Origin of the sequence: Micromonospora globispora (assembly GCF_003857015.1) — a bacterium.
Lineage (GTDB): Bacteria > Actinomycetota > Actinomycetes > Mycobacteriales > Micromonosporaceae > Micromonospora > Micromonospora globispora.
In genome coordinates, this window is record NZ_QGGF01000005.1 from 1 (window position 1) to 11,746 (window position 11,746).

The following is an 11,746-nucleotide window of genomic DNA, read 5'->3' on the forward strand; positions in this document are numbered from 1 at the left end:
GCGCCGCCCACGACGCCGTCGCCCGCGCGGCGCGGCAACCGGCGTTCCGCGACGCGCTGCACGCCGATCCCGAGGTGCGGACGCACCTGAGCGAGCCCGAGATCGGTGAGGCGCTCGACCCGCACGGGTGGCTCGGGTCGGCGGGCCTCTTCGTCGACCGGGCGCTGGCCGCGTACCGGATGGAGGAGACTTCGTGACGTCCCGCCTGCACGCCACCGTGGACGGCCCGGCCGACGCGCCGGTGCTCCTGCTCGGCAGCTCCCTCGGCACGACCGGCGCCATGTGGGCGCCGCAGCTGGTCGCGCTCGCCGCCCGCTACCGGGTGATCCGGTACGACCACCTCGGTCACGGGGACTCCGCGGTGCCGCTGGGTCCGTACCGGATCGAGCTGCTCGGCCGGGAGGTGCTGGCCCTCCTCGACGACCTGGGCGTGCCCCGGGCGCACTACGCCGGGCTCTCCCTCGGCGGCATGGTCGGCATGTGGCTCGCGGCGCACGCGCCCGAGCGGGTCGACCGGCTGGCGCTGCTCTGCACATCGGCGTCCCTCGGCCCGGCCGAGGGCTGGCGACAGCGGGCGGCGACGGTCCGGGCGGCCGGGATGGCGGCGATCGCCGACGCCGTGGTGGCCCGCTGGTTCACCCCGCCCTTCGCCGAATCCCGGCCGGAGGTGGTCGCCGCGCACCGGGCCCTGCTGACCGCCACCCCCACCGGCGGCTACGCCGGGTGCTGCGAGGCGATCGCCGCGATGGATCTCCGCCCCGACCTGGGCAAGATCGCGGCGCCGACCCTGGTCATCGCCGGCGCGGACGACCCCGCCACGCCCGTCGACCACGCCGACGCGATCGTCGAGCGGATCGCGGGGGCCCGACTGGCCGTGGTCGACCGGGCCGCACACCTGGCCACCGTGGAGCAGCCCGGGCAGGTCAACCGGCTGCTCCTGAAGCACTTCGACGAAGGGTGACCTTGTGGACGACCGCGAGCGGCACGAGGCCGGCATGACCGTGCGGCGGCAGGTGCTGGGCGACGCGCACGTCGACCGGGCGATCGCCAACACCGACGAGTTCACCGCGGACTTCCAGGACTTCATCAGCCGGTACGCCTGGGGCGAGATCTGGACCCGGCCCGGCCTGGACCGGCGTACCCGCAGCTGCATCACCCTCGCCGTCCTCGCGACCCTCGGCCACGACGAGGAGCTGGCGATGCACGTACGTGCCGCGCTGCGTAACGGGTTGACCCCGGAGGAGGTGGGTGAGGTCCTCCTCCAGGTCGGCGTCTACGCTGGCGTACCGGCGGCGAACCGGGCGTTCAAGGTGGCCCAACAGACCCTGCGGCAGGAGGCCGGATGAGCGAGGAGGCGGCGCGGACCCCGGAATTCGTCCAGTCGCTGGAACGCGGGCTGGCGGTCATCCGGGCCTTCGACGCCGAGCACCCGCAGCTCACCCTCAGCGAGGTGGCCCGGACGACCGGGCTCACCCGGGCCGCCGCGCGCCGGTTCCTGCTCACCCTGGTCGAGCTGGGTTACATGCGTACCGACGGGCGGCTCTTCTCGCTTCGCCCGCGCATCCTCGAACTCGGCTACGCGTACCTGTCGAGCCTCAGCCTGCCCGAGGTCGCCATGCCGCACATGGAGTCGCTCGTCGCGCAGGTGCACGAGTCCTGCTCGATGTCCGTCCTGGACGGTGACGAGGTGGTGTACGTCGCCCGCGTTCCCACCAAGCGGATCATGACGGTGGGGATCAGCGTCGGTACCCGCTTCCCCGCCTACGCCACCTCGATGGGGCGGGTGCTCCTCGCCGGCCAACCCGCCGCCTGGCTCGACGACTATCTCGCCAAGGCGAACCTGAAGCCCCTGACCCGCCGCACCATCACCGACCCCGCGAAGTTGCGGGGGGTGTTGGCGAAGATCGCCGCCCAGGGGTACGCGATCGTCGACCAGGAGCTGGAGGAGGGGCTGCGCTCCCTCGCGGCGCCGATCCACGGGGAGAACGGCCAGGTCATCGCGGCGGTGAACGTCTCCGCGCACGCCAGCCGCGGCTCGTCCGAGGTGATCCGCAGGGAACTGCTGCCCCCGCTGCTGGAGACGGCCAAGCGGATCGAGGAGGACCTGCGCGGGGGTGTGAACCGGTAGGGTCCTCAGCGCTCGGCGAGCTGCCGGACGCTTTCCACCACCCGTGCCCAGTTGGCCGCGGAGTGCTCCCGCTCCTCCTCACTGCCCGCGTTGGTCTGGTGGATGCTGAGCTCGGTACCGCCGTCGCGCGGGTGCAGCTCGAAGGTGACGGTGTGGTAGTTCCCCGGCACGTCGGGCTGGCCGCTGAGCGGACTGTAGTGGGTGAAGCCCAAAGTCCGGTCCGGCTCCACCGTGACGATCTCGCCCTTGTCCTGGAAGGACTTCCCGTTCCACTCACCGGTGAACGTGATCGGGCTGCCGACCCTCCAGTCCGTCTCGACCTTCGCGCCGAAGAACGCCTGGCTCAGCAACTCGGGATCGGTGAGCACGCGCCATACCGCGGCTGGTTCCGCCTCGATCCTCCCGGTCGCGGTCGCCGTGGATTTCTGCGCCATGTCTCTCTCCTTCCTCTCCCACACCTGGTGCCCAGCGCTCACCTGTTCAACCCGAAGAGCCCGCCCGAGGGCACGCGCCGCCCCCTGGCCACGCTGGGCATCCTGGTGGTGCGGTTCGCCCATCGCCGGCTGGTGCACGAGACGGACGAGGTACGCCGGGAGATCCTGGCGATCCTCGCCAGCCGCCGACAGCGGTCACCGACCGACCGATGAGCTTTCCGGCGATGCGCCGTTGTACAGGTGAAGTATCGGTTGCGGGAGCCCGATTCCGCCGTACGAGAGGACACCGCCATGCAGCAGAAGATCGTTCCGAACCTGTGGTTCGACACCCAGGCCGAGGAGGCCGCGCACTTCTACATCTCCGTCTTCGACAACTCGCGCATCGTGAACGTCACCCACTACGGCGAGGCGGGGCCGGGACCAGCCGGCACGGTGATGACGGTGGAGTTCGAGCTGAACGGTCAGCGGTTCGTCGGCATCAACGGCGGTCCGCAGTTCACGTTCTCCGAGGCCGTCTCCTTCCAGATCAACTGCGCCGACCAGGGCGAGGTCGACTACTACTGGGAGCGGTTGTCCGAGGGCGGGCAGGAGGGGCCGTGCGGCTGGCTCAAGGACCGGTACGGCCTGTCCTGGCAGGTCGTGCCGACCGGGATGGAGGAGATGCTGAACGACCCGGACCGGGAGCGGGCCCAACGCGCGATGAAGGCGATGCTCGGGATGGGCAAGATCGACATCGCCGCACTGCACAGCGCGGCCGACGGCGTCCCGGCGCGCTGACGGGCGGGCGTCACATCGCGCGGCTTCTGCCCGAAAGCCTCCACCGCGACCGGCCACGAGGGTGCCGCGATGGGCGCTACGGCCAGGACCGGCAGTCATGTCGGGCGCACGGGCCGGCCGGCGCGTCGCCGACCTGCTCGTGGATCCGGGCGACCTGCACGGCCGGCACGCCTCGCTCGAGCGCGGCGTGCCGGCCGAGCCGTGGTCAGCTCTCGGCGGGCGGGGGCACCACGATGGACCGCTTGAGGATCTTGCCGGTCGGCCCCTTGGGCAGGGCCGGGACGATCCACACCTGACGCGGGTACTTGTACGCGGCGATCTGCCGCTTGACGTGGTCGCGCAGCTCCTCCGGCGTGGCCGAGGTGCCCGGCCGCAGCGCGACCACGGCCACCACCTCCTCGCCCAGCGTCGGGTGCGGGGTGCCGAGCACCGCCGCCTCGGCGACCGCCGGGTGCTCGTAGAGGATCTCCTCGACCTCGCGCGGGTAGACGTTGAAGCCGCCCCGGATCACCAGGTCCTTCGTCCGGTCCACGATCCGGTAGTAGCCCTCTTCGTCCCGGGTGCCGAGGTCACCGGTACGGAACCAGCCGTCGACGATCGCCTCGGCCGTGGCGTCGGGGCGGCGCCAGTACCCCTTCATGACGTTGTGCCCGCGGATTACGATCTCACCCACCTCGCCGGTCGGGGCCGGCTTGCCCTCCACGGTCCAGACGTCCATCTCGACGCCCGCGATGGGGGTGCCGATGGTGCCCGCCTTGCGCGGCCGGTCCGGGTGGTTGAACGACGCCACCGGCGAGGTCTCGGAGAGGCCGTAGCCCTCCAGGATGATGCAGCCGAACTTCTCCTCGAACCGGCGCAGCAGCTCGACCGGAAGCGCGGCCCCACCGGAGACGCAGGTCCGGAGGGCCGACAGGTCCGGCTCGTCCGACCCGGCCGCCTGCAGCAGCGCCGCGTACATGGTCGGTACGCCGGCGAAGAGGGTGACCCGCTCGCGGACCAGGATGGCCAGCGCCTGGGCGGCGTCGAAGCGGGGGAGCAGCGTCAGGCAGGCGCCTGCGGCCATCGCGCAGTTCAGCGCGATGGTCTGGCCGAAGGAGTGGAACAGCGGCAGCGCGCCGAACACCACGTCCTCCGGCCCGAGGCGCAGCAGCGTGGCGATGCTGACCTCGACGTTGCGCCGCAGGTTGTCGTGGGTCAGCTCCGCACCCTTGGGCTGGCCGGTAGTGCCCGAGGTGTAGAGGATGACGGCGTTGTCGTCGCCGTCGCGCTCCACGACCTCCCGCAGCGGCTCGTACGCGGCCAGGGCCTCGTCGAACCGGCCGGGCTCCACCACCAGGCTGACCTCGTCGGCCCGCTCGACCGCCGCCTGCTCGGTGGTGTGCCAGGCGAAGATGCCCTTGGCCCCCGAGTCGTCCAGGTAGTAGTCGACCTCGCGCGGCTTGAGCAGCGGGTTCATCGGTACGACCACGCCGCCGGCCCGCAGGATGCCGTAGTAGAGCGTGGCGAACTCCGGCACGTTCGGCAGCATCAGCGCCACCCGGTCGCCGGGCTTGACCCCGTGTGCGCGCAGGTAGCCGGCGAACCGCGCGGAGGCGTCGTCCAGCTCGGCGTAGCTGATCACCCAGTCGCCGAGCCGCAGCGCCGGCCGCTCCGGCTGCCGCGCCGCCGTCGTCACCAGCATCGAGGCGAGGTTGGTCATCGTCTTCTCCCTTTCGGCGGGCGGGTTCACTCGGCGGTGAGGTGCCGCGCGATGACGGCCGCCGGGCCGTCGGTCATCAGGATCGTGTAGTGGTTGGCGTCGACCAGCTCGGTGACGACGTGCGGAGCCCGCTCGCGCCAGTGCGCCACCAGAGGCGCCGGCAGCATGCCGGGCTCCTGGCCGAACATGCCGCGCCGGGCGTGCAGCAGCACCGTGGGGACGGTCAGCTTGACCAGGTCCTCCCCGAAGGAGGCGCCGTTGACCAGCAGGTCCCGGCCGTCCTCGGCGACGGCGGCACCGTTGACCCGGGACCGGATCGCGCCCGGCTCACCGGTCGCGTCGTAGCGGACGTAGGCCGCCATGTCGTCGGTCCACTCGGCGGCCAGGGCCGGGTGCGCCCGGAAGAAGTCGACGTACGCCTCCTCCGACGCGAACGTGTCCTTCAGCCGGGCGAGGGCCGGGCCGAGGGTCGCCGCGAGCACCGCGTCGGGGTCCGCGTCCGCGGGCACCGGCAGGGGCAGGCCGCCGTCGACCAGGATCAGGCGGCTGAAGAGTTCCGGTTGTCGGGCGGCGGCGCGCAGCGCGGCGTACGCGCCCATCGACTGGCCGACCAGCGCGACCGGGTGCCCCTGGCCGAACTGCTCGGCGGCGGCGCAGATGTCTTCGGCGTGCCGGGTCATGCCGTACGGGCCGGGCAGCTCGTTGCTGCCGCCGCGGCCGCGCAGGTCGAGCGCGATGAGGCTCCACTCCTCGGGCAGCTGCCGGGCGACCGACAGGTACGCCATGCCGGAGGCGGTGATGCCGTGGGCGGCGACGGCGATCCGGGGGCCGGTGCCGAAGCGCAGCGCGGTGAGGGTGCCGTCCGGCACCTCGACCGTGACCTGTTCCATCTGGTCCACCTTTCGTGTGGGGGTCAGCCGCGGGGGAGGGGGCTGCCGGCGAGCCGGAGGGCGAATCCGACGTACGCGTCGGCGACCTGGTCGCGGGTGTACGGCTGGTCCGGGCCGAACCAGTTGGCCACCCGCAGGCCGAGGCTGCCGATCGCGATGCCGGCCAGGCCCACGTCGGGGACGTCGAACGCGCCCTGGGCCACGCCCCGGTCGAGCGCGGTCAGCAGGAGCTGTCGGGCCTCCTCGCGCAGCGCCAGCGCGGGGGCGGCCCGATCGGGGGAGATGGCGTGCAGCTCGTGATTGGCCACCAGCGCCAGCAGCGGGTAGTCGGTGTGCACGAGCACCTGCGCCCGGACCAGCGCGGCGAGCTGGTCGGCCGGGTCGGGGCCGGCGTCGGCGGCCGCCTCCCGCATCCGCTGACGCAGCTCCTCGTGGCCGAGCTGGATCAGCTCGGCGAGGATGTGCTCCTTGGCCGGATAGTGGGCGTACAGGGTGGCCGAGTTGATGCCGACCTCGCGGGCGATGTCGCGGATCGAGGCGCCGAAGAAGCCGTACTCGGCGAAGAGCTTGAGCGCGGCGTGCAGGATGCGCCCGCGGGTGCCGGCCGGGGTGACCCCCTCCGGCAGGTCCACGGCGACCGCGGTGAGGCGGCGCGGGTTCCACGGCGTCTGCGTCTGCGTCACCGGACCTCCCCGGGCCTTACCAACCGAACGATTGGTTGGCACCGTAGCGCAGATGGCGACCCGTGACCAGGGTCACCATGATCAGTGGCGGCCACCCCTTCTAATCGAAGAACACCCGATCCCCAAGACCTGATTTCCAGATCCATCGTCGGTAGAGTGGCGCCGTGCATAACGGAGTGCAGGCTCAGGTGCCGGTGCTGTACGTCGCGGACGCCGACACCGCGCGGGGGTTCTACGAGCTGTTCGGCTACTCCGAGCTGCGCACGGGGGGCGACGGCGGGTCCCGCTGGTCGTACCTGCAGTGCGGCGAGCTGACTCTGCTCCTCGCGGCGGTCACGCCGCGCCTGGTCACCGTCGAGCTGCCCCTGCTCATCTACCTCTACGTCGACGACCTGCCGGCGACGATCGAGCGGCTGACCGCGGCCGGGTGCCCGGTCGAGCGGGTCGGCTATCCGGAGCACGCCCCCGGCGGCGAGTGCCGGACCGTCGACCCGGACGGCAACGTCGTGCTCTTCGGGCAGCGCCGGGCGGTTCCTGCGCAGTCCCGGGCCGAGCGGACCGGCAGCGAGGCGCGGTTCTCGCTGATCCGGGAGGCGGCCGAGGCGGTCAGCCGCCAAGGCGGCGCGCCGGCCCGTTGCCAGATCGGCGGCCCGCGCGGCGAGGTGTGCCCAGAGTCGGCCGAGGTGAAGCTCGCGGACTCGTGGGGCGACACGGTCTGGGGTTGCATGGCGCACGCCGACGAGGCGCTGCTGAACGCCCGCGGCGCGTTTCTGGCCACCGAGGACGGTCAGGGTCTGGGCGCGTTCCTGCGAGCCCGGCAATCCCAACCGGAGCGCTCCGTCCAGGGATGACGGCCCTCGTGCGAGGGGTCGAGGCATCCGACTTCCGCTCGCGGTCAGAAGGGCTGTCGTCTGGCATCAGTCGAGTCGGGTCATTCGGTGGACCCGCCCGTCGGCACCGCGAAGCTACGCTCCTACCGGGCTCGATCAGCGACAAAGGTAGGTAAGGCGCGATGGCGTTGCGGTTCAACACTCCACCTGGCTGGCCGCCGGCACCGGAAGGCTGGTTGCCGCCGGCCGGATGGCAGCCGGAGCCGTCCTGGCCGGCACCGCCCGCCGGATGGCAGCTCTTCGTCGACGACCCCGCTCCGCACACAGCGGCCAACCTTCCAGCGATGCGACGCCCGGCAGATGTCACGCCGCAGGGGCCGCGCCCCGACGTTATTGACGTGCATCCAATGGCTCCCGCCCCTGCGTCGCCTCCGCCGGCAGTGCCGGTGTCGCCGCCGCCAGCCCTGGAGCCGGGGGTGCTGTGGGCGGCCACGGGCCAGCCCCTCACCGGCATCGGGGCTGGTCGGTACAGGCTTACGGCTACGATGCTCTACTTCGAGCGGGGCGTCCTCTCCACCAACGCGCAGCAGGTCCCGATCGTGAACGTGGCGGATGTGGATCTGCGACAGTCGATCACCCAAAAGGCCCGGGGCGTCGGCAACGTCATGGTCAAGGTGCAGCGCCCGAACGGCTTCGAGCTTGTGGTCTTGGAGGACATTCCGGAGCCACGCAAGGCAGTGGCAATCATCAACGAGACGGCTCACGCGGCGAGGCTGGCCCAGCAGGATCGGATGAACACCCGACACTACTCCGGACTGCCAGCCATGGCGCCGTCGCCGCAGGTGACCCCCGCAGCGCCGTCGGCGCCGGCACCGGTCGATCCGATCGCGCAACTCCGGCAGCTCGGTGAGCTTCGTGACGCGGGAATCCTCACGGAGGAGGAGTTCACCGCGAAGAAGGCGGAGATCCTGTCGCGGCTTTAAATCCACGGCTCGTCCCCCGCCAGGTCGTCACCGACGGCCCGGCGGGGCTGCGGTTGCCTCGTCACCTGGGCTTAGGATCTTCGGCATGCAAGTGGGTCGGTGGACGACGATCACGCCGTCGCAGTTCGCGCACGAGCGGGAGGCGCTGGCGCACGTCCAGGCGCTGCTGCCGGACACCGAGCCCTACCGGGCGTGGTCGAACTTCACGTTCACCGCCCAGACCGGTCACCCCTACGAGGTAGACCTGCTGGTCGCCGGCCCGGGTGGGCTCTACCTGATCGAGATCAAGAGCCTCAACGGCCGGCTGGTCTCCAGCGGCTCCAACTGGATCTGCACGGGCCGAACGGCACCCGTACCTTTGACAACCCGCTCCACCTTGCGGACATGAAGGCCAAGAAGCTCAAGTCGCTGCTCCAGGTCGCCGCCGCCCGCCGCAAGGGCAAGCCGGTCAAGATCCCCTTCGTGCAGGCAGCGGTGTTCCTGTCCAAGCCGGGGCTGCAGATCGGGCTCTCCGACCACCACCTGCACGGCATCTACGGCCCTGAGGCGGCGCCCGGCCACCAGCCCGCCCAACTGCCGGCCATCGACTCGTTCCTGACGCGCCCGCCGCAGGACGAGCAGCAGCGGGTCACCAAGGAGATGTCCGCGGCGCTGCCGGACCTGCTGAAAGAGATCGGCATTGCGCGTAGCCGCCGGCACTACCAGGTCGGCGCGTGGGAGCTGGAGACCCGACCGTTCGACGTGGGCCCCACCTGGCAGGACCACCAGGCCCGGCACCGCGACCTGGAGCGGGAGCGCCGTCGGGTCCGGATCTACCTGGTCGAGCGCAATGCGGTGCAGGCCGAGCGGGCCAGCATCGAACGCGCCGCCAAGCGCGAGATGCAGGTGCTGCACGGCATCAACCACCCCGGCATCGTCCAGGTCGACTCGATGGAGTCGCACGAGGCCGGGCCGGCGCTGATCTTCCGGTACGACCCCCGCTCGATCCGCCTCGACCACTACATGGCCCAGTACGGCGACCGCCTCGACGCGTTGAGCCGCCTCGCGATGATCCGCCAGCTCGCCGAGACGGTCGCGTACGCGCACCGCCGGCGGTTGCACCACCGTGCGCTTTCGGCGCGCAGCGTGCTGGTCAGCCCGGGACGCCGGCGGCGGGGTGGCAGCGAGGACGAGGCGTGGCTGACCCCTCAGCTGCAGCTCAGCGACTGGCAGGCGGCGACCCGGGGTGTCGACGGAAGCGGCGGGGGCAGCAGCGGCGACCCGGTCACCCTCTCCACGCACGCGGCCTCGCACATCGAGCGCTCGGCCGAGGCGTACCTCGCGCCGGAGCTGACCGCGCCGAAGCCGGACCCGGTCGCGATGGACGTCTTCGGCCTCGGCGCGCTGAGCTACCTGATCCTGACCGGCCAGCCGCCGGCCGCGAAGCGTGCCGAGCTGCTGACCCGGCTGGCCCGGGACAACGGGCTGCGCGCCTCGGCGATCGCCGACGGGATCACCGAGTTCGCCGACGAGCTGATCCAGGCGGCCACCGCCCCGGTGCCGACCCAGCGCCTCACCACGGTGGCCGAGTTCGTCGAGATGCTCCAGGAGGTCGAGGAGGAGCTGACCGCCCCGCCGCCGGCGTCGGTGCACCCGGAGGAGCCGGAGCCCGAGCAGGTCGACCCTCTCGAGGCGCGCGGCGGCGACCGGGTCGGCGAGTGGAAGATCGTCCGCAGCCTCGGCACCGGCTCGACCTGCCGGGCGTTCCTCGGCTTCAACGAGCGCACCCGCCGGGAGGAGGTGCTCAAGGTCGGGCTCTCCGACGAGAAGGGCGCCCGGCTCGCGCACGAGGCGAGGGTGCTCGGCCCGCTCACCGACTCGCGGGTGATCCGGCTGGCCCGGCCGGAGCCGCTGCAGATCGGCACCCGCACGGTCGTGGTGCTGGAGCACGCCGGTGACCGCACCCTGGCCCGCAAGCTGCGCGACGACGGCCGACTCACCGTCGACGAGCTGGAGACCTACAGCGACTACCTGTTCGGCGCCCTGGACTACCTGGAGGGCGAGGGCGTCTACCACCGGGACATCAAGCCCGACAACATCGCCATCCGGGTCCGCCCCAACCGCACCAAGCAGCTCGTGCTCTTCGACTTCTCCCTGGCCGGCGTCTCGGTCAAGGAGATCACCGCCGGCACCCCCCGCTACCTCGACCCGTTCCTCGGCACCGCCACCCGGCCCGGCTACGACAAGCACGCCGAGTGGTACGCCCTCGGGATCACCCTGCACGAGATGGCCTCCGGTGAGCTGCCCGTCTGGGGTGACGGCGGCACCGAGCCGCAGCTGACCGAGGGCCCGCCGGTGCTGGCCGTCGAGGCGTTCGACCCGGCAATCCGCGACGGCCTGGTGGATTTCCTCCAGCGCGCCGTGCACCGCGACCACCGCCAGCGGTTCGCCTCGCTCAAGGACATGCGCGACGCCTGGCAGCAGGTGTTCCGCCGCTCCGACGCGAGCGCCCCGGTCGGCACCGACCACCCCGAGATCGAGGCCGACGAACCGGACGAGAAGGCCGCCGAGGCCGCCCGCGACGAGGCCGCCACCAAGGCGACCCGGGCCACCGCGCTGGAGGCCGCCGGCCTCACCCCGCGCGCCGTCTCCGCCGCGCACCGGCTGGACGCCACGACCGTCGGTGGGCTGCTGGCTGTCGCCAACAAGCTCGCCCACCTGCCCGGCCTGGGCGCCAAGACCCGGCAGGAGCTGCAGCGCCGGGTGAAGGAGTGGCGCGGCCGGCTGGGGGAGCGGGAGACCATTCCCACCACGTCCGCCGCCCGCAGGGCCGCGACGGAGGAGGTGGCCTCCGAGGCCGCCGCCGGGGACGGCGACCCCGATCTGGTACGCGTCGGCTTGGACGCGATCGCCACCCTGCTCGTCCCGGCCAGCCGGAACCCCAACGACGTCGAGGCCACCCGGCTGGCGCTGCACCTGCCCGACGCCACCGGCGCCCTGCCGGACCTGCCGCTGTGGCCGCAGCACCCGCAGGTGGCCAAGCCGCTGGGTGTCACGCCCGCCCGGATCGCGCAGATTCTCGGCAAGCAGCGCAAGCGCTGGCACGACATTCCGGTGGTCGGCAGCGTGCGTACCCAGATCATCGAGCTGTTGCGCGACGGCGGCCGGGTGATGGGCGTCGCCGAGTTGGCCGCGGCGCTGCTGAGCAGCCGCGGCTCGGTGCGTACCGGGGACGCGCTGCGTCTCGCGGTGGCGGTCGCCGCGGTGCGGGCCGCCGTGGAGGTCGACGCGCTCGCCGACGAGCCGCTGTCTCTTATACACCTCTGACGCTGCCGACGATCGC

The 11,746-nt window shown here is 72.2% G+C and carries 13 protein-coding genes and 1 pseudogene; 10 read left to right on the forward strand and 4 right to left on the reverse strand.

Features of this window, described 5'->3' with window-relative positions:
- The 4 genes and pseudogenes from DKL51_RS00105 to DKL51_RS00120 all read left to right on the forward strand — a co-directional run.
- A pseudogene (locus DKL51_RS00105) lies at positions 1–197 on the forward strand (3-carboxy-cis,cis-muconate cycloisomerase); the annotation flags it as partial.
- Positions 194–961 (forward strand): 3-oxoadipate enol-lactonase, encoded by a 768-nt coding sequence (gene pcaD, locus DKL51_RS36020; RefSeq protein WP_124811595.1) that lies wholly within the window; start codon positions 194–196, stop codon positions 959–961. The pseudogene DKL51_RS00105 and the gene pcaD, both read left to right, overlap by 4 nt.
- Before the next feature lie 4 nt (positions 962–965).
- Entirely contained in the window at positions 966–1,346 is a 381-nt protein-coding gene (gene pcaC, locus DKL51_RS36025) for a 4-carboxymuconolactone decarboxylase (RefSeq protein WP_109947474.1), read from the forward strand.
- Positions 1,343–2,128, forward strand: a complete 786-nt coding sequence (locus tag DKL51_RS00120) for an IclR family transcriptional regulator (RefSeq protein WP_109947475.1) — start codon at positions 1,343–1,345, stop codon at positions 2,126–2,128. Before pcaC ends, DKL51_RS00120 begins: the two co-directional genes overlap by 4 nt.
- A gap of 5 nt (positions 2,129–2,133) precedes the next feature.
- Here the strand turns inward: DKL51_RS00120 and DKL51_RS00125 are convergent, their stop codons facing one another.
- Entirely contained in the window at positions 2,134–2,562 is a 429-nt protein-coding gene (locus DKL51_RS00125) for an SRPBCC family protein (RefSeq protein ID WP_109947476.1), read from the reverse strand.
- A 27-nt stretch (positions 2,563–2,589) separates the two neighbouring features.
- On the opposite strand from DKL51_RS00125, the gene DKL51_RS00130 reads away from it, so the two are divergent.
- Complete coding sequence (locus DKL51_RS00130; RefSeq protein ID WP_109947477.1) at positions 2,590–2,775, forward strand: hypothetical protein; 186 nt, start codon at positions 2,590–2,592, stop codon at positions 2,773–2,775.
- Positions 2,776–2,853: 78 nt separating this feature from the next.
- Positions 2,854–3,339, forward strand: a complete 486-nt coding sequence (locus tag DKL51_RS00135; protein WP_109947478.1) for a VOC family protein — start codon at positions 2,854–2,856, stop codon at positions 3,337–3,339.
- Between the two features lie 205 nt (positions 3,340–3,544).
- Here the strand turns inward: DKL51_RS00135 and DKL51_RS00140 are convergent, their stop codons facing one another.
- The 3 genes from DKL51_RS00140 to DKL51_RS00150 are packed head-to-tail and all read right to left on the reverse strand — an operon-like array spanning position 3,545 to position 6,611.
- On the reverse strand, positions 3,545–5,038 hold the full coding sequence (locus DKL51_RS00140; protein ID WP_109947479.1) for a long-chain-fatty-acid--CoA ligase: 1,494 nt from the start codon (positions 5,036–5,038) through the stop codon (positions 3,545–3,547).
- A gap of 26 nt (positions 5,039–5,064) precedes the next feature.
- Positions 5,065–5,928, reverse strand: a complete 864-nt coding sequence (locus DKL51_RS00145; protein WP_109947480.1) for an alpha/beta fold hydrolase — start codon at positions 5,926–5,928, stop codon at positions 5,065–5,067.
- Between the two features lie 23 nt (positions 5,929–5,951).
- Complete coding sequence (locus DKL51_RS00150; RefSeq protein WP_243422710.1) at positions 5,952–6,611, reverse strand: TetR/AcrR family transcriptional regulator; 660 nt, start codon at positions 6,609–6,611, stop codon at positions 5,952–5,954.
- Positions 6,612–6,775: 164 nt separating this feature from the next.
- Here DKL51_RS00150 and DKL51_RS00155 point away from each other — a divergent pair, with 164 nt between their 5' ends.
- From DKL51_RS00155 to pglW, 4 genes are all read left to right on the forward strand, one after another.
- Positions 6,776–7,462 (forward strand): VOC family protein, encoded by a 687-nt coding sequence (locus DKL51_RS00155; RefSeq protein WP_109947481.1) that lies wholly within the window; start codon positions 6,776–6,778, stop codon positions 7,460–7,462.
- Between the two features lie 386 nt (positions 7,463–7,848).
- Positions 7,849–8,424 (forward strand): SHOCT domain-containing protein, encoded by a 576-nt coding sequence (locus DKL51_RS34570; protein WP_260428310.1) that lies wholly within the window; start codon positions 7,849–7,851, stop codon positions 8,422–8,424.
- A gap of 85 nt (positions 8,425–8,509) precedes the next feature.
- A complete protein-coding gene (locus tag DKL51_RS00165) occupies positions 8,510–8,812 on the forward strand; it encodes an NERD domain-containing protein (protein WP_109947483.1) in 303 nt (100 codons plus the stop codon).
- Positions 8,809–11,730: a BREX system serine/threonine kinase PglW gene (gene pglW, locus DKL51_RS37630; protein WP_124811596.1), complete on the forward strand. Its 2,922-nt coding sequence runs from the start codon at positions 8,809–8,811 to the stop codon at positions 11,728–11,730. The genes DKL51_RS00165 and pglW overlap by 4 nt, the downstream gene beginning before the upstream one ends.
- Positions 11,731–11,746 lie beyond the last annotated feature (16 nt).